General features: G+C 63.0%; 16 protein-coding genes and 2 pseudogenes. 12 read left to right on the plus strand and 6 right to left on the minus strand.

The features are described from left to right. Positions 1–20 precede the first annotated feature (20 nt). The 3 genes and pseudogenes from CQ13_RS47375 to CQ13_RS33070 all read right to left on the minus strand — a co-directional run. Positions 21–143: pseudogene (locus CQ13_RS47375) on the minus strand (double zinc ribbon domain-containing protein); the annotation flags it as partial. A 182-nt stretch (positions 144–325) separates the two neighbouring features. Then, positions 326–1,313: pseudogene (locus tag CQ13_RS33065) on the minus strand (NAD(P)-dependent oxidoreductase). A gap of 104 nt (positions 1,314–1,417) precedes the next feature. After that, on the minus strand, positions 1,418–3,460 hold the full coding sequence (locus tag CQ13_RS33070) for an adenylate/guanylate cyclase domain-containing protein (RefSeq protein WP_057846972.1): 2,043 nt from the start codon (positions 3,458–3,460) through the stop codon (positions 1,418–1,420). A gap of 197 nt (positions 3,461–3,657) precedes the next feature. Between CQ13_RS33070 and CQ13_RS33075 the strand changes: the two genes are divergently transcribed. The 9 genes from CQ13_RS33075 (at position 3,658) to CQ13_RS33120 (ending at position 11,522) form a co-directional block, all read left to right on the plus strand. After that, positions 3,658–4,389, plus strand: coding sequence for a cytochrome c biogenesis CcdA family protein (locus tag CQ13_RS33075; protein WP_057846973.1), 732 nt, complete (start codon positions 3,658–3,660; stop codon positions 4,387–4,389). A 114-nt stretch (positions 4,390–4,503) separates the two neighbouring features. Continuing rightward, the gene (locus CQ13_RS33080) at positions 4,504–4,968 is read left to right on the plus strand and encodes a DoxX family protein (RefSeq protein ID WP_057846974.1); all 465 of its coding nucleotides are present in this window, start codon (positions 4,504–4,506) and stop codon (positions 4,966–4,968) included. Positions 4,969–5,058: 90 nt separating this feature from the next. Next, positions 5,059–6,834, plus strand: coding sequence for a thioredoxin domain-containing protein (locus CQ13_RS33090; protein WP_082637778.1), 1,776 nt, complete (start codon positions 5,059–5,061; stop codon positions 6,832–6,834). A gap of 387 nt (positions 6,835–7,221) precedes the next feature. Continuing rightward, positions 7,222–7,485 (plus strand): BufA2 family periplasmic bufferin-type metallophore, encoded by a 264-nt coding sequence (gene bufA2 / locus CQ13_RS33095; RefSeq protein ID WP_176722064.1) that lies wholly within the window; start codon positions 7,222–7,224, stop codon positions 7,483–7,485. 194 nt (positions 7,486–7,679) lie between these two features. Continuing rightward, positions 7,680–7,937, plus strand: a complete 258-nt coding sequence (gene bufA2, locus CQ13_RS33100) for a BufA2 family periplasmic bufferin-type metallophore (RefSeq protein ID WP_057846977.1) — start codon at positions 7,680–7,682, stop codon at positions 7,935–7,937. A gap of 111 nt (positions 7,938–8,048) precedes the next feature. Beyond that, positions 8,049–8,954, plus strand: coding sequence for an MNIO family bufferin maturase (gene bufB, locus CQ13_RS33105; protein ID WP_082637779.1), 906 nt, complete (start codon positions 8,049–8,051; stop codon positions 8,952–8,954). Continuing rightward, entirely contained in the window at positions 8,951–9,736 is a 786-nt protein-coding gene (locus tag CQ13_RS33110) for an HvfC/BufC N-terminal domain-containing protein (protein WP_057846979.1), read from the plus strand. The genes bufB and CQ13_RS33110 overlap by 4 nt, the downstream gene beginning before the upstream one ends. Positions 9,737–9,759: 23 nt before the next feature. Further along, positions 9,760–10,542 (plus strand): creatininase family protein, encoded by a 783-nt coding sequence (locus CQ13_RS33115; RefSeq protein WP_057846980.1) that lies wholly within the window; start codon positions 9,760–9,762, stop codon positions 10,540–10,542. Then, on the plus strand, positions 10,539–11,522 hold the full coding sequence (locus tag CQ13_RS33120; protein WP_245309492.1) for a hypothetical protein: 984 nt from the start codon (positions 10,539–10,541) through the stop codon (positions 11,520–11,522). The genes CQ13_RS33115 and CQ13_RS33120 overlap by 4 nt, the downstream gene beginning before the upstream one ends. 196 nt (positions 11,523–11,718) lie before the next feature. Here CQ13_RS33120 and CQ13_RS33125 read toward each other — a convergent pair whose 3' ends face one another. Continuing rightward, positions 11,719–13,113, minus strand: a complete 1,395-nt coding sequence (locus tag CQ13_RS33125) for an FAD-binding oxidoreductase (protein WP_430649730.1) — start codon at positions 13,111–13,113, stop codon at positions 11,719–11,721. A gap of 107 nt (positions 13,114–13,220) precedes the next feature. Between CQ13_RS33125 and CQ13_RS33130 the strand changes: the two genes are divergently transcribed. Next, positions 13,221–13,745: a thioesterase family protein gene (locus CQ13_RS33130; protein WP_057847081.1), complete on the plus strand. Its 525-nt coding sequence runs from the start codon at positions 13,221–13,223 to the stop codon at positions 13,743–13,745. A 9-nt stretch (positions 13,746–13,754) separates the two neighbouring features. Here CQ13_RS33130 and CQ13_RS33135 read toward each other — a convergent pair whose 3' ends face one another. Beyond that, entirely contained in the window at positions 13,755–15,290 is a 1,536-nt protein-coding gene (locus CQ13_RS33135) for a helix-turn-helix domain-containing protein (RefSeq protein ID WP_057846982.1), read from the minus strand. Between the two features lie 159 nt (positions 15,291–15,449). Here CQ13_RS33135 and CQ13_RS33140 point away from each other — a divergent pair, with 159 nt between their 5' ends. Continuing rightward, positions 15,450–16,292 (plus strand): class I SAM-dependent methyltransferase, encoded by an 843-nt coding sequence (locus tag CQ13_RS33140; RefSeq protein ID WP_057846983.1) that lies wholly within the window; start codon positions 15,450–15,452, stop codon positions 16,290–16,292. Positions 16,293–16,366: 74 nt separating this feature from the next. Continuing rightward, on the plus strand, positions 16,367–17,206 hold the full coding sequence (locus CQ13_RS33145; protein ID WP_057846984.1) for an alpha/beta fold hydrolase: 840 nt from the start codon (positions 16,367–16,369) through the stop codon (positions 17,204–17,206). A gap of 39 nt (positions 17,207–17,245) precedes the next feature. Here the strand turns inward: CQ13_RS33145 and CQ13_RS41865 are convergent, their stop codons facing one another. Continuing rightward, positions 17,246–17,419, minus strand: coding sequence for a DUF1328 domain-containing protein (locus CQ13_RS41865; RefSeq protein ID WP_082637781.1), 174 nt, complete (start codon positions 17,417–17,419; stop codon positions 17,246–17,248). Between the last annotated feature and the right edge of the window lie 203 nt (positions 17,420–17,622).

Consider the following 17,622-nt stretch of genomic DNA (forward strand, 5'->3'; position numbering starts at 1 on the left):
GGGTGGGCGCATTGGGAACAGAACTTGGCTCCCGATGACACGAAGCTACCACAATTTGGACAGCCATGCTCCAAAGGAGCGGCACACTGCTCGCAGAACTTCGCTTCAGCCCGATTGTCGTGTTCGCACCTGGGGCACTTCATCTGAACCGTCAGCTAAGCGGTTAGTACGCGACACGATATGCTACTTCGCCAAACCGCCTACAACAACCAGGAAGCGCATCGATTGCGCTTGCTGACCATGTTGAGACTGGTCGAAGCCCTCGCCCAGCTACAGGTCGCACGCGCAATCCCGTTGACGTTGAGTCGACACAAGGATGCTATCTTTACGGTATGGAAGCCCGCCGCCTCCACCGATCTGTATTGACCGCGCCGACCGGCATCTGCCCCGCAACGATCGCCTCCACCTGCCGCACCGTCTCCAGCGACTGGCTCTCGATCGCGGGCGGCGTCAGGCCGCCGATATGTGGCGTCGCGATGACGTTCGGCAGGCTTGCGAGCTCCGGCGACGGCATCTGGTCCAGCGCGCGGCCGACATTCATCGCAGCACCGGTGATGCGTTTCTCGCGGAGCGCCGCTGCTAACGCCGCCTCGTCGACGAGATTGCCGCGCGACAAATTGATGAAGAAGGCATGCTTCTGCATGCGGGCCAGCGCGGCCTGCCCGATCAGATTTTCGGTTTGCTCGTTGGCGATGGCGAGACAGACGACGTAGTCGGAACGATCAAGCAGTTCGTCGAGCGGCACATGCCGGATCGCGGCGTCGCTGACCGTCGCAAAGGGATCGGCGACCATGATCTCCATGCCCAACACCTGGGCGATTTCAGCCAGGTAACGGCCGATGCTGCCATAACCGATGATGCCGAGGCGGCTGCCGGCCAGTTGCCGGCCCATGATGACCTCCGGCCTGCGGCCGGCATGGTAGTCGGCTGTCGCACGTGAAACCCCGCGCGACAGATCGACCATGAAGCCGAGCGCGAGTTCGGCGACCGACTGGACGAAGCCTGGCCCTGCCCGCGTGACCAATACGCCGGCGGCCGAAGCGGCTTCGACGTCGACGTTTCGGATGTCGACTGCGCAACGAACGAAGGCGCGCAGCTTTGGCAGCTTCAAAAATATCTCGCTCGGCCCCGCGGTGAGCCGGTCCGCCACGATGATGTCGACATCGCGGGCGGCCTCGATCAGGCCAGCTGCGTCGAGCGCGTCGCTTGCTTCGTGCAGTTTCACCTGCGCGACGGCCTGCAGCCCGGCAAGACTACGGTCGCCGTAGTTACTGGGCGCGCGACTGCGGCGTATGGGTCAACAGCACTTTCAACGCGGAACGGCTTCCCTATCGATCGCCAAGCGAATGCAGCGTCAAGGCCGGCATTTCTATGGCCAAACCGCCCCCGCAAGGCAAGGCGGCACAGCCGCGCCGGGCTACTTCGTCCGCGCCACCGTCGTTCCGTCCCAATCTTCGCCGGCCGGATTTTCGAGCTGTTGCCTGCAGCGCTCGATCATCGTCGTCGACGCTGCATCGTGCTCGCGGATTTCCAGCACTTTCTCGAACGCGCCGATCGCAGCCGAGAAATCCCGCGCGCGCCAGGCGGCAAGCCCGGCCTCGTACGAAGCCACCCAGGCGGGTGCGCCGATATCGCCGGCCATATCAAGCAATTCATAGATCTGCAAACCGCCCGCACGGCCATAGACCGCCAGCCGGTCGAGTTCGCGAACCACGATGCTCTTCCCGGCGAGCCTTCGCGTTTCGGGGCCAATGATGATCGTCGACCCGTACACCTTGTTGGTGCTCTCCAGACGGCTCGCAATATTCACAGCATCGCCGATCACGGTGTAGTTCAGCCGCACCTCCGATCCGATATTGCCGACCAGCATGTCGCCGGAATTGATGCCGATGCGGATCCTGACCGGCTGGCCGTGGTCGTCAACGAGGCCGGCCTCTGCCACCGCGCGCCGGCACGCCAAGGCCGCCCGGCAGCAATCGACGGCATGATCGGGATTGGGCGACGGCGCACCCCAGAACGCCATCACGGCGTCGCCGATGAATTTGTCGATGGTGCCGTTCTGGCTTTGAATCTGCGCCGAGACGCAACCGAAATAGCGCGACAGCAGCGGGATGATGCGGTCGCCGAGCCGCTCCGATATGCCGGTGAAGCCGGCCAGATCGATGAACATCACGCTCATCGGCCGCACCGCGCCGCCAAGCCGCGCGCCGTTGCCGTCGCTGATCAGCCGCTTGACCAGGTCGGCCGGAATGTATTTTCCGAAAGCGGCAAGCCCCTGCGCCATGTCGCCGATCGCGCCCGACAGGTTTCCGATCTCGGCCAGCCGCGACGGATGCCGCTGCACCTTGTCGAGGTCGAAACGCTCGACATGCCTGATCTCGTTCACCACCTTGATCAGGGGAGCTGCGATCAGGCGCTGGGCGAGCCATGCCGACAATAGCCCGGCAAATACGATCAGGACCGCAAGGCCGATCAGCAGGTTTCGGATCGTCATCTGGACCGGTCCGAGAAATTCCGATTCCGGCACCACCGTCACCAGCGACCAACCCGGAAACGATATCGGCGTGATCACGGCCTGATAGGCCTTGCCGTCCCGCGTCACCGTCGTGTTGAACGGCTGCCCCTCGCCGGGTTCATAGGCGCTACCGGCGTTTCGGATCGCATCAACCGCAACCGGAAACAGCGGGTGATCTGTCTTTAGCGCCACCAGTTCGCTGGCATCGGGATCGGGCGAGGCCACCACCTTGCCGTCGCGTTCGAGAATGAAGGCGCCTGCGGATTTGCCGACCGTGAGCTGCGACAGAAAATTCGAGACGCGGGTCAGCTCGATGATGATCGCAACGACGCCGGCCGGTTTCTGATCGATCTCGATGGGGGCAGAAAAGGCCGCCGCCAGCCGCTCCCCGCGCGGATGTGTCGTCAGCGTCGACCAGTGTTCGTCGTTGGTTTCTTTGGCGACCCGAAACCATTCCTGCCCGGTCACGGAATAGTCGGTGTCTTCGAACCAGCTCGCCTTGAGCCGAAGATCGTTGCCGACGAATTCGTATCGATTGATGCGCAAATTGCGGTCGGGCGTGATTTCGAGCATTTCGATGACGTTGTCGCCGAGCTTGTGCCCGGCAAAGAACGAGCCGTCCGGCCAGCCGAATGCCACCCAGGAGATCGTCGGTTGCGACAGTAACTGCGAGCGGAAAACGATCTCGCGTTTTCGGGCGTCGCGCGGGTCGAACACTTTTTCGGCCAGCAGCGTTCGCACCGCCATCATGGAGGAGCGCGCCTCTGAAGTGACCGACTGCAGTTCGTCGCTGACCGCGGATACGATCTGGTCGTTGATGGTGTTGGCGAGCGTCTGGCTGACCTGATGGGCGGTGCGCCACCACAAAAGATGCACGCCGACGGCACTGACGACAATCGACGTCAGCACGAGGGCGGAAATGGCGGTGCGGATGCCGAGGTGCATGCGGGGTCTCGTTGACGGTCTGATTACCGCAATACGGGACCATACCAGCGTCTGTTTCGCCGGCGAGGCAATTTCGGCGCCCCGGACACGGCTCTGTGACCGATGTTGAGCCGTAATGGCGACGAAACTTATCGATTGCCTGTTCCGTACAAGCGAAGACGGCGCTATGCCTTGCGGCAATTCTCGAAGGTCATGCGATGCACGATGTTTCCATCCCGGCGGCCCTGATCGCCGGTCTCGTCAGCTTCCTGTCTCCCTGCGTGCTGCCGCTGGTGCCGCCCTACCTGATCTATCTCACCGGCGCGACCATCGAGCATGTGGCCAATGATGGACCGACGCAGGCCTCCAAGCGCGCGGTGATGGCATCGGCGCTGATGTTCGTGCTCGGCTTTTCCACCGTCTTCGTGGCGCTTGGCGCCAGCGCCTCGCTGATCGGCGGCCTGATCCGCGCCTGGTCGGCGGAGCTCTCGATTCTGGCCGGCATCGTGATCATCATCATGGGCCTGCACTTCCTCGGCCTGACCCGGATCGGACTGTTAATGCGCGAGGGGCGGATGCCGATGCCGAAACCGGTCGGCCTCTGGGGCGCCTATGCCATGGGGCTCGCTTTCGCCTTCGGCTGGACTCCCTGCATCGGCCCCATTCTGGCGGCGATCCTGTCGATTGCGGCCGCCGAGGCCACCGTTACCAAGGGCGCCGGCCTGCTCGCGGTCTATTCGGCCGGGCTCGGAATCCCGTTCCTGCTGGCAGCCTTCATGATCGAGCAGTTCTCCTCGCTGTTTGCGCGGATGAAGCGGCACCTCGGCAAGGTCGAGCAAGCCATGGGCGTCCTGATGGTGATCACCGGCATCGGCTTCCTGACCGGCTCCGTCACCAGCATCAGCATCTGGCTGCTGGAGACTTTTCCCGCGCTGCAAAATTTCGGCTAAGCCCCCGTAACAAGCGGGTCGGCGCGATCGAATTTCCTGTCAGGACCAGACTGCCGCCACCGCGGCCGCGACGTGGCCGCAGGTCGCGGCGTCACGAAATCTCAAGGGGGCCGCATGTATTCCATCGTCAATCTGCTCATCCTGTTGCCGGCGCAGATCGCCTCGCATTTTTTCTGGGCCGGCCCGCTGATCATGCGGCTCATCGTCGGTTACACCTTCATGCTGGCCGGCTGGGGCAAGCTCAATCATCTGGCGCAGGTCACCGAAAACTTTATCGGCTGGGGCATCCCGTTTCCCAGCATCCTCACCCCCTTTGTGGCCGGCGTCGAATTCTTCGGCGGCGCCATGCTGATCCTCGGCCTGTTCACGCGAATCCCGGCCGCGATGCTGGCGGTGGTCATGGTCGTCGCCATCAAGTCGGCGAAATGGGGCGATGTCGACTCGCTGGAGACGCTGCTCGGTTTTGAGGAAGCTGCCTACTTCGCCGGCTTCATGTGGCTTGCGATTGCCGGCCCCGGCGCGGCGTCACTGGACCGGCTGCTGCTGAATGCCAGCGGTCAGCCCAAAGCCTCAACCTGACACTCACAATCCCGTGACATCGGCCAATGCTTGAGCCCTGATCTCGCTGGCTGCGTAGCTGGAGAAAACGCCACGCTTCCGGGAGCTACCATGAAACTCGTCCACCTTGCCGCCTTCGCCCTCGCCGCGCTTGCGGCATCGCCGTCGTTTGGTTCGGACGGGCCAAAATGGAGTGAGTGGAGCGACGATCTGTTCGCCCGCGCGCAGGCCGAACAGCGTTTCGTCATCCTCGATCTCGAGGCCGTATGGTGTCACTGGTGCCACGTCATGGAGAAGACGACCTACGCCAATCCCGAGGTCAAGGAATTGCTGGCGGCGAAATATATCCCGGTGCGGCTCGATCAGGATGCCAATCCCGATCTGTCGAGCCGCTATGGCGACTGGGGCTGGCCGGCGACCATCGTGTTCGGCCCCGACGGCACCGAGATCGCCAAACTCAGGGGATATATCGAGCCCGAGCGCATGCAGGCGCTGCTCAAGGCGATCATCGACGATCCCTCGCCCGGACCGTCAGTCGGCGAAGCCTTTGAGGTGAAGCCGTCGACCTCGGCCTTTCTCGACAAGGAGCAGCGCGCCGCGCTGATGAAGAATGTCGATGAATCCTATAAGGAACAGCTCGGCGGCTGGGGCGAGAACCAGAAATACATTGACGCCGACAGCATGGACCTTGCGATCACCCGCGCCGAGTCCGGCGACGCCACGGCGGCCAAGCGCGCCCGGCAGACGCTCGATGCCGCCATCGCGCTGATCGATCCGGTCTGGGGCGGCGTGTACCAATATTCCGAAGCGGGCTCCTGGACGCACGCGCATTTCGAAAAGATCATATCGTTCCAGGCGCAATATCTCCGGCAATACAGCCAGGCCTATGCGCTGTGGAAGGATCCGAAATATCTTGCTGCCGCACGCAACATCGAACGCTATCTCGCGGAGTTTCTTAGAAGTTCCGAGGGCGCGTTCTATGTCAGCCAGGATGCCGATCTCGATCACGACACCAACGGACATACATACTACGCGCTGTCGGACGGCGAGCGGCGCAAGCTCGGCATGCCGCGCATCGACAAGAACCTGTATGCGCGCGAAAACGGCTGGGCGATCTCGGGGCTTTCGGCCTACTATAACGTCACCAACGATCCGACGGTGCTGGCGATCGCAGAGCGCGCGGCGAAATGGGTGATCGAAAACCGCGCGCTCCCCGATGGCGGCTTCCGGCACGGTGAAAAGGATCGCGGCGGGCCATTCATCGACGACACGCTGGCGATGGGCCAGGCCTTCCTCGATCTCTATGCGGCCACCGGAAATCGCGACTGGCTCACCAGAGCCGCCAAGGGCGGCGAATTCATCGCGACCTTCCACGATGAGGCCGGCGGCTTCGTGACCTCGAAGACGGCGGAAGGCAAAACCGGTGTGCCCGCCAAGCTGATCGACGATCAGGTGCAGGTCGTCAGATTCATGAACCTGCTCAACCGCTACTTCGGCAACGAGGCCTATCGCGAAGAGGCCGCGCACGCGATGCGTTATCTCGCCGGCGCCTCGGCCGGAATGATGCGTCCCCTGCCCGGCGTTCTGCTCGCCGACGAAGAGCTCGCGGTTGAACCCACTCACATGACGATCGTCGGACACAAGGACGACGCCCGCGCGAAAGACCTGCATGCGCTGGCGCGCGCGCTGCCGGCCCGCTACAAGCGTCTGGAATGGCTCGATCTGCGCGAGGGCAAGCTGCCCAACCCCGACGTCGAATATCCCGATCTCGGCGAACCCGCCGCGTTCGCCTGCAGCAACCGCATCTGCTCGTTTCCGTCCTTCAATGCCGAGGAGTTGCGGACTACGGTCGCACAGATGGCGAAGCTGAAGCCTGTGCGTGGGTAGCTGGATCGAATTTCGTTGTGCAACGCAAACAACCGCCGATGCTTGCGCTAATCCGTTGAAGCGCCGCGCTTTCTGCGCGGCGCGCGCTTGCGGAGATCACTGCAGCACGCAAATGAAATACTCTCAAGCCGCCGGGGTTAGACATGGACGGGACGTCCAACCGCAAAAAAGAAAATTTTCTTTTGAGATTCTGTAACCAAATCGACCCCTCCCCCGTAGCTGGTTTCGGATGAGCACTCAAATCACGGAGACCTGAGGTCCTCCGGCAAGCCACCGCGATCTGATTGCCATCCGTCCCTCCCCTGCGTCAGTGGGGTCTGTGATCGAACGATCAACAGGTCTCACGGCGTCACTTTTTGTCTTCAAACAATCATCGAGGAGATCGTCATGAAGTTGAATTCCAAATCCGGCGCGACGCTCGCCGCTGCCGCCGCCACCCTGTTCCTCGCCGGCTCGGTGGTGTCGACGGTATCGACGCCGGCGAACGCCGCCGCGGGCAAGTGCATGGCCGGCAATGCCTGTAAGGGCCAGAGCGCCTGCAAGGGCGCGGCCAACGCCTGCAAGGGCCAGAACGCCTGCAAGGGTCAAGGCTTCTCGGCGACCTCCGAGAAGGCTTGCGCCGCCATGGGCGCCAAGTTCGTCAAGGGTTAATGGTTCTGATCAGGTGCAACGAGGGCCCAGCGCTTGCCGGACCCTCGTTGTTTCGACCGTGCGGCTAAATAAAGTCGGCTTCGCGTGTAACTAAATCCAGACCCGCCACGTAGCTGTCTCCGGGTGCAGTTTGTCGGCCGGAACTGTCGCGGCTTGCGGGCGATGCACCCTCACACTTCCTTTGGAGGAAATAAATGAAGATGACCTCGAAGTCCGGCGCCACCCTCGCTGCCGCTGCAGCCACCCTGTTCCTGGCCGGCGCCACCGTATCGACCGTGGCCTATGCCGCCGGCGAAGGTAAGTGCGTCGGCGCCAATGCCTGCAAGGGCCAGAGCGCTTGCAAGGGTGCCAGCAATGCCTGCAAGGGCCAGAACGCCTGCAAAGGGCAGGGCTTCTCGGCCATGACCAAGGAAAAGTGCGACGCCGCCAAGGGCAAGTATATGCCGTCTTAAGTCGCGGTCCGATCGAGGCCCGGTGTAGGCCGGGCCTCGCATCCATGCTAGGTTGACGGTGCAGTTTGGGACACGCCGCCGCACTTACGGCGCCGTTCGAGCGGAGACGAGATGAACGTCGCAAGCAGATTGCCAGATACTTCGGCGGCTGCGCTTGCAGATCGTCCAGTGACATCGGCCAAGCCGTCCTTCCTCGGCTTCGGTCTCGGCCTGCGCCACCAGCACTACGACGAAATCCTGAGCGGCAATCCGCCGATCGACTGGTTCGAGGTGATCAGCGAAAACTACATGCTGCCTGGCGGCCAGCCGCTGCGCACGCTGGATCGTATCTGCGAGCGCTATCCCGTGGTGATGCATGGCGTATCGATGTCAATCGCCTCCACCGCCCCGCCGAACTTCGAGTATCTGCAGGCTCTGAAGGATCTCGCCCGGCGCGTCGAGCCGAAATGGGTATCGGACCATCTGTGCTGGACCGGCGTGCACGGCAAGAACCTGCATGATTTGCTGCCGATCCCCTACACCAGGGAAGCGCTCGACCACGTCGTCAGCCGCGTCCAACTGGTGCAGGATTTCCTCGGCCGCGCCATCGTGCTCGAGAACGTCTCGACCTACGTCCAGTTCAGCAATTCCGAGATGACGGAATGGGAATTCCTCTCCGAACTGTCGCGCCGCTCCGGATGCTGGCTCCTGTTCGACGTCAACAATGTCTATGTCAGCGCCTTCAACCACGGTTACGATCCCATGACTTTCCTCAATGGCATTCCGTCGGATCGCGTGGTGCAGTTCCACATGGCCGGTCACAGCCACATGGGCACCCATATCATCGACACCCACGACCATCCGGTGTGCGAGGATGTCTGGGATCTCTATGCCGCGGCGTTGAGGCGTTTTGGCCGGGTCTCGACCATGATCGAGCGCGACGACAACATCCCGCCGCTCGATGAATTGTTGGTTGAGGTTGTCAGGACCCGTGAGATGGGTGAAAAAATCTTGCCGAGGTGCACGCAGGCGGAATGAGCGATTTTGCGCGACAGCAAGCCGAGTTTCAGCGCGGCATCCTTGATGGCGATGATACGGTGCTGGCTGAAATCCTCGACAGCCCGCGCGAGAAGCGCGAAACGCTATTCGGCGTCTATCGCTATGCCTACGGTTCGCGGCTGGTCGAGGCAATGCGCAACGACCACGAACTGCTGCACCTTTATCTCGGCGACGAAATGTTCGACGAGATGGGGTATGCTTACGTCAAGGCGCGCCCGTCCGCGCATCCGAACCTGCGCTGGTTCTCGCAAGACCTGCCGGAGTTTTTGAAATCGGCGAAGCCCTACTCGGACCATCCCGTACTGTCGGATCTGGCCGCGCTGGAAAAGGCGCTCAACGACGCCTTCGACGCCGCGGAAAGCAAGGTGGTCGAACTGGCCGACATGGCGCGCTTTGCGCCCGAGGCATGGTCGGGCGTGAGGTTTCAGCCGCATCCCAGTGCCTTCAGGCTCGATCTTGCAACCAATGCGGCTGCGATCTGGCTCGCGCTCAAGAACGACGAAACGCCGCCGGACGCGACCGCACTGGAGCGGCCGGCGCATCTTCTGATCTGGCGTCAGGACGTCACGCCGATGTTCCGCGAGCTTTCGGCGGAAGAGGCGATGATGTGGGATGAGGCCGCGAACGGCATTCCGTTCGGCGTGCTTTGCGAAATGCTCGCGACCTATGACGACCCCGGCAGCGCGGCAGGCCGCGGCGCCGGCTATCTGCACAACTGGATCACGGCGGGACTTTTGACGGATGTTTCCGTCGGCTCATGAAGAGGAGCGCTCGGCGAATGGGAATGGACACCGATCGCCACTTCATCGAGCGCATGCACTGGGACGAAGTCGCGCGGCGCATCGGTAGTGGCGCGGTGGCCATATTGCCAATCGGCGCCGCCGCCAAGCAGCACGGCTTCCACCTCCCGCTCAACACCGACCGCATCCAGGCCGAATGGCTCGCGGCCAGGATGGCGGAAAAGATCGACGCGCTGATCTGGCCGACGCTGACGTACGGCCATTATCCCGCCTTCGTCGAATATGCCGGCAGCAGCAGCCTGTCGATTTCGACCTTCGAGGCGCTGGTGCGCGAGATTGCGGGGCAAATTCTCGTTGGCGGAATTCCAAAGCTGCTGGTGCTCAATACTGGGATCAGCACGTTAGCCCCGGTCGATCGCGCACTGGCGCGCCTCAACAGCGAGCGGATCAGGCATCTGTGGATCCACGAGGGTCCGCGCTATCCGCGCGTGGCGAGGCAATTGGCCGAACAGAGCCATGGCAGCCATGCGGATGAACTGGAAACGTCGCTGATGCTGGCGCTGGCACCGCATCTGGTCGACATGACGCGCGCCGAAGCCAGCCCCGCCCTGAACCAGGAGACGCCGGGCGCACTGACGCCGTCGGATCCGTACTCGCCAAATTACAGCCGCTCCGGCAGCTATGGCGATCCGACACGGGCGACGTCGGCCAAGGGCGAAGCCTTGCTCGCCGCCATGCTCGGCGATCTCCACGAACAGGCCGCTTCGTTCATCGCGCAACGCCCAGGTGAGGAGCGGTCGGCCGCGGCCCAAACCGTGCTGCGATGAAAGCCGCCAGTGCATTTCGCTGGACCGCGGCCGCCGTGATCGTCACGACGTTGGCAAGCGCCATTTCGTTCCGCGCCGATGCGCAATCGGAATATATGCGCGACCGGATGCCATATGACGCTTTCGACCGGCTGCCCAAAACCGATATTGAAGTGCCAGGCGGCATCATCCATGCCGCGTTCGCGCCGGGCGACTTCATGCTGCCCAGGGAAAAATTGCTCGACTGGATCAGGATGTCGGCTCGGGCGGTGACGACCTATTACGGGCGATTTCCCGTTAACTCGCTCCGGCTGCTCTTGGTGCCGGTGGATGGAGGCCGCATTCGCGGCGGCACGACGTGGGGCTATCGCGGCGCCGCCATTCGCATTCCGCTCGGCCGCGATTCAAGCGAGGATGTGCTGCACCGCGACTGGGTGATGGTGCACGAGATGGTGCATACCGCCCTGCCCGACATGCCCGACCGCTACGCTTGGCTGTCGGAGGGGCTGGCTGTCTATGTCGAACCGGTCGCGCGAGTGCAGGCTGGAGACCTGACGGCCCAGGAAATCTGGCAGGCGATGATGCGCGACATGCCGAAGGGGCTGCCGCAGGCCGGCGACCAGGGCCTCGACAACACTGGCACATGGGGGCGGAAATATTGGGGCGGCGCGATGTTCTGCCTGCTTGCCGATATCGAAATCCGCAAGGCCACCAATAATGGCCTCGGCCTGCAGGACGCGATGCGCGGCGTGCTCGCCGCCGGCGGCAACCACGAACAGGACTGGCCGATCGAGCGCATTCTTGCAACCGCCGACAAGGCCGTCGGCGTCGACGTGCTGACCCGGCTTCACAACGAGATGGGGCCGAAGCCGGTAACGCCCGATCTCGCGGCGCTGTGGCGCGACCTCGGATTGAAGCCGGTTGGCGAAAATCTCGAGTTCGACGACACCGCGCCGCTCGCAGCAATCCGCAAGGCGATCACCGCGCCGCGCGCACGATAAGACGCATGAAGAACGTCGTTGCAGGCGCTCGCCCGCCAACAGCGGTTTCAACATGAAGGTAGCGGGCCGCAGGCGCAGCAATAGCATTTTCGAGCGAAGCATGCCCTCGGAGTTGATCCGTGGGTGGATGCCGGTTCGCGTGAAGAAAACGCGTCAACCTAAGAATCTAGGGTTCGGTTCTGATCAGAACCGAACCCTAGTTCACCGGCACGATCTTGCCGGGATTGAAGATATTCTGCGGATCGAGCGCCTGCTTCAGCGCGCGCATGGCGTCGATCGCCTCCGGGCCGAGCTCGGCCTTGAGGTATTGCTGCTTGCCCTGACCGATGCCGTGCTCGCCGGTGCAGGTGCCGCCCATCGACTGCGCGCGTTCGACCAGGCGATGCATGAACTCCTCGCCGCGCGCCATTTCCTCCTTGTTGTCGACGTCGCAAACCAGCGAACAGTGGAAGTTGCCGTCGCCGACATGGCCGACGATCGGCGACAGCAGGTTCAGCCGTTTCAGGTCCTCCTCGGTCTCGGTGACGCAATCCGCAAGCCGTGAAATCGGCACGCAGACGTCGGTCGCCACCACGCCCGCGCCGGGCCGCAGCGCCTTGACCGACCAATAGGCGTCATGCCGCGCCTGCCAAAGCTTTGTGCGGTCCTCGGGCTTGGTCGTCCAGGTGAAATCCCCGCCGCCGCATTCCTTGGCGATCTCGCCAAAATTCCTGGACTGCTCGGCGACCTCGACCTCGCTGCCGTGGAATTCCAATAGCAGCAGCGGCGTCTCCGGCAGGGTCAGCTTGGAATAGGCGTTGCAGGCGCGCACCTGCTCGGCGTTGAGCAGTTCGATCCGCGCCAACGGAATGCCGGTCTGGATGGCCAGGATCGTGGCCTGGCAGGCGCCGCGCACCGTCTCGAACGAGCAGGCCGCGGCCGCGATCGTCTCGGGAATGCCGCGCAGCTTGATAGTGAGCTCGGAGATGATGCCGAGCGTGCCCTCGGCGCCGACGAACAAATGCGTCAGGTCGTAGCCGGCCGCGGATTTCTTGGCCCGCGTGCCGGTCGTGATGATCTCGCCGTCGCCGCGCACCACTTTCAGCGCCAGTACGTTTTCGCGCATCGTGCCGTAGCGCACCGCATTGGTGCCGGACGCCCGCGTCGCGGTCATGCCGCCGAGCGAAGCATCGGCGCCCGGATCGATCGGAAAGAACAATCCCTGGTCGCGCAGGTGCTCGTTCAGCGCCTTGCGGGTGACGCCGGGCTGGATCACGCAGTCCAGATCCTCCGCGTGAACTTCGAGAATCCGGTTCATGTCGCGCAGGTCGATGCAGACGCCGCCCGCCGGCGCATTGACCTGGCCTTCCAGCGAGGTGCCGGTTCCAAAGGCGATCACGGGCACGCGGTGCTTGGCGCAGATCCGCACCACGTCCTGGATGTCGGCGGTTTCCTGCGCCATCACCACCGCGTCGGGCGGCTGGGTCGGCAGCCAGGTGGTGGTATGGGCATGCTGTTCGCGCACCGCCTGCGAGGTGATCAGCCGGTTGCCGAACCGCGCCGCCAGCGCCTCCACGGCGCTTGCCAAAGCCTGCGGTTCCGGCCGCTTCATACTACCCGATATCGTCGTCGCCACGCCAATTCCTCCCGAATTTGAGCGGACCGTGGCAAAGGATATAAGGGGGGTCAAGAGCGCGAAAACGAACGACGGGATGGATGATGACGACCGCTGCCGCCGCCAGGGAAAACCTGAAAGATATACCGCTGCCGCGGGCCCCGTTTCTGTCCTCGGTGATGCAGATTGAGCCGCAATGGATCGACTATAACGGTCATCTCAACATGGCCTATTACAACGTGATGATGGACCGTGCCATCGACGAAATGTGGCTGCAGCTCGGGATCGGGCCGGCCTACATGAAGGAGCGTCACTGCTCGACCTTCACCGCCGAAGCCCATGTGCGCTACGTCAGAGAAATTCACCTCGGCGATCCCGTTCAGATTTCAGTTTATCTGTTGGGTGCCGACGAGAAGCGGTTACACACGTTCGAGGAATTGCGCCATGCGACCGAAGGCTGGCTCTCCGCAACTTCGGAAAACATGACGCTGCATATGGACATGCAGCAGCGGAAGGTTGCGCCCTTCCCGCCCGATATCCGCGCGCGCATCCAGGCGGTGGTTGATTCGCATGCCGCCGTGCCGCGGCCCGAAGGGATCGGCCGCAAGGTCGCGATGCCCTCGAAATAACATCTGAGCTTATGCCGGTAGACCTGCCTCCTGCAGGGTTCCGACCACCAGATCACGGTAATCCTGCGGCAGCGGCGGCATACCCCGCTGCACCTCCGATACCGTTAGATCAGGGTAGTGGTGCCGCAGCGCCCCGAGACTGCGTCGGGCCTGCGGCCTTTGCCCGGCGAGCACGTGAGCCGGGCATAGCGTTCGATGCACCCAGCTTGCGGAAGGGTGCTCGGCCAAGGCCCGCTCCTGCCAGTACGCCGCCTCGGCATATTGGCCGGCCTTGAAATGAGCACAGCCGATCCCGACCATGCTGTTGAAGGCAAGCGGATCGTGCGGCGCCAGATCGAGCGCAATCTTCAAACGCTCGATCGCGGATTCCGGCTCGCCCTTATAGACGTCGATCCATCCGCTGCGGCTCCACGCCCAGACCGATCCACCGTCGACGGCGAGCGCCTTGCGGATGACCAGGTCCGCAGTATCGAGCTCCCCAAGCAACGTCAGCGCATTGCCGAGCACGGCAAGCACGGTGGCGTCGCCGTAAAGGGCCTGAGCCCGACGCGCCAGTTCGAGACTTCGGGACCTCTCTTCCACTGGCGCGGACGTGAAATGATAGACCGCGCGCTGAACATACGCCCAGGCCGCCAGCGCAGTGGCGAGCGGATGGGTGGGGTCCTGGTCCATCGCGCGCTCCAGTAATTCAAGCGCGCGGGCATTGCCGTCGGCATCGAGAGCGACAACGCCCGGCATCGCACGCAGCGCGAGATCGTGCGCGCTGAGGCCGGCCGCCGGCTTGTGCTGCGCGCGATCGATCTCGGCAAGGCGCAAACCTGACTGAAGCATCGCGGCGATCCTGATCGCGAGATGTTCCCCGGTTGAGGTTTCGTCGCGCAAGATATTGTCGGTACGGTGCGCCCAAACCTGACAACCGGTTTCGCTGTCGATCAGACGGAAGATCAGGCGCGCCTGTGCGCCCGATCCCCGGATCGTGCCGGTCAGATGGTAGCGTGCGGTCCTCGACTGGCTTGCCACCGAAATCCCTGCGCGGCTCAGAGCAACGAGAAGGTCATCGGCGATGTCGGCTGCGATCTCCTTATAGTCCGCAGCCGTTTCGATCGGCCCAAACGCCAGCATGGGCCGGTCGCGCCGCGATACGAATAGCGAAGGCATCGCGCAGAGCGCGTCGGTGAGCACCTCCTGCCGCTTCAGCGTCTGCGACGGCGTTTCGCCATAGCGGCGGCGATACTCGATTGAAAACCGCCCGAAATGCGGAAAGCCGGAGCGCAGCGCTACGTCCATGATCTTGATATCAGGCGTACCCTGCAACAACTCGCGACGGGCGCATTCGAGCCCAATCTCGCGGAGCGCGGCGCGCGGGGTCTTGCCGACAAAGCTAAGGAACTGCCGCTGCAGGGTTCTGCCGGATACACCGCCGATCGCGGCAAGCTCCGTCAACCGCCAACTATGACCGACGTTGGCTCGCATCGCGTCCAGCGCACGCCTGACGCCGCGCGGCAGCGCCGATGCCGCCGATGAAACGTTCTGGCCAGCAATCATCCGCAACTCCGAAGGCCCCTGGTGGTGTGTCCCGGGAATAGCGGAAAGGTTCACGTTCCGGATAGGCGTGTCGCGAACTGGATAGGCATCCGGCGGGCCCGGGGACTAAGCCGGCAGCACGCTGAAATCGCCAAATTCACCCGCTCAAAGGAGTAGAACATGGCTACATCCGCTGCCGCCCAAACCCTGCAACCCGGCCAGATCGATCTTTCCGCCCTGAAAACCAAGCAACACGGCGCTTGGTCGTCCGGCGACTACGCCGTCGTCGGCACCACGCTGCAGATCGTCGGCGAAGAGCTGTGCGAGGCGCTCGACCTCCGGGCCGGCCAGAAGGTGCTCGACGTCGCTGCCGGAAACGGCAATGCGACGCTTGCCGCGGCGCGCCGCTGGTGCGACGTCGTTTCGACCGATTATGTGCCGAGCCTGCTCGACCGCGGCCGGTCGCGTGCCGCAGCCGAAGGCCTATCAGTCGAGTTCAAGGAAGCGGACGCGGAAGCGCTGAACTTCGACGATGCGACCTTCGACGCGGTGCTGTCTACCTTCGGCGTCATGTTTACGCCGGACCAGGACCGCGCGGCATCCGAACTTTTGCGGGTATGCAAGAGCGGCGGCAAGATCGGTCTCGCCAACTGGACGCCGGAGGGCTTTATCGGGCAATTGTTCAAGACGCTCGGCAAATATTTGCCGCCGCCGGCGGGCGCGAAATCGCCTGCGCTGTGGGGCACCCAGGCGCGCATCACCGAGATGTTTGGAACATCGGCAGCTTCTATCAAGGCCGAGAAGCGTCACTTCACGTTCCGCTACCGCTCGCCGATGCATTTTCTCGACGTGTTCAGGAACTACTACGGGCCGACGCTGAAAGCCTTTGCCGCACTTGATGAAACCAACCAGCGCCGCCTCGCCGACGACATCCTGATGCTGATCGCGTCGATGAACCGCGCCGAGGACGGCACGATGGTGCTGCCGAGCGAATATCTGGAAATCGTCATCGTCAAACGCTGACGCCATCAGCCGAACGGGCGGCTGCCTCAGCAGGCCGCCGTCCGTTCGCGGCGTTCACAAGGAGTTTGTCCGAGATGATTTTTGAGACCCGCGGCACCATCGATTATCACGAGACCGGAACGGGCCCGACGGTGGTGCTTGTGCCGGGCTCATGCAGCACCGGCGCCGCGTGGCGACCGGTCATGGCGCATTGGCCGAACCGGTTCCGTTGCGTGACAACCAGCCTGTTGGGCTATGGCGGCACGGCCGAGCGTCGCACTTCAGGCAACGCAGACATCGCGCATGAGAGTGAAATCATCGAGGCGGTGATCCACCGCGCAGGCGGCCCGGTGCATCTCGTTGGTCATTCCTTTGGCGGATTAGCCGCGCTTGCGGTCGCTCTGCGGCGGCACGTTCCCCTGCTCAGCCTGACCATCGCCGAAGCTCCCGCCATGGAAATCCTGCGGGAAGCCGGAGAGATGACCCACTATGAAGCTTTCCGAAAGATGTCCGGCACTTATTCCGATGCCTTCAAGCGCGGCGAAACCGCCGCGATCGCACGGATGATCGATTTCTATGGTGGCGCAGGCACGTTCGCTGCATGGCCTCAGCGCGTGCGCGACTACGCAGTCGAAACGACACCGGCGAATTTGCTGGACTGGGAATCGGCCTTTGGTTTCCGTCTCACACCCGCGTTGCTTGCGAGCGTTGCGGTGCCCACGCTTGTCATTTGGGGAAAAGACAGTCATCCAGCCGCAAGTCGGGCAAACGATGTGCTGGGCCGTTGCATCCCGAACGCCGTCCGCGCGACGATCGCCGGAGCCGCTCATTTCATGATTGCGACCCATTCGAAGCAATTCGCGGAACTGGTGGCCCGTCACGTCGGACAATCCAGTCTTGGCCCATCCACCCTTGCACCGGGCGCCGCGCGCTAACTTGCGCGCGGCGCGATAGCTTGACGTTGTGCCGGCCTGCTAGACGTTGGTTCGTCCGCGCACCAGTCCGACCACCGCCGAGACCAGAAACAGAATCACGGCGATGAAGAAGATCGCCTTCGCGATTTCGACGGAGGCGCCGGCTATACCGCCGAAACCCAAAACGCCCGCGATCAACGCGATGATCAGAAATGTAAGGACCCAGCTCAGCATGATACGACCTCGATTGGCTGTTACTATCTCGATGGCGGCGGCTGAGCGTCACGCATCGACTGCAGGACCAATCCGGGTCGGTAATGTTGGTTCCGGCCGGCGGAATCGCGAAATTTGACCATTTCGGCGGAACAAAATCGCCGGAAAGCCGCGAAATCAGACCGGCAACAGCGGCCGCATAAAACCTGTCAAAACGGCCGGAC

This window comes from Bradyrhizobium retamae (assembly GCF_001440415.1).
Taxonomy (GTDB): domain Bacteria; phylum Pseudomonadota; class Alphaproteobacteria; order Rhizobiales; family Xanthobacteraceae; genus Bradyrhizobium; species Bradyrhizobium retamae.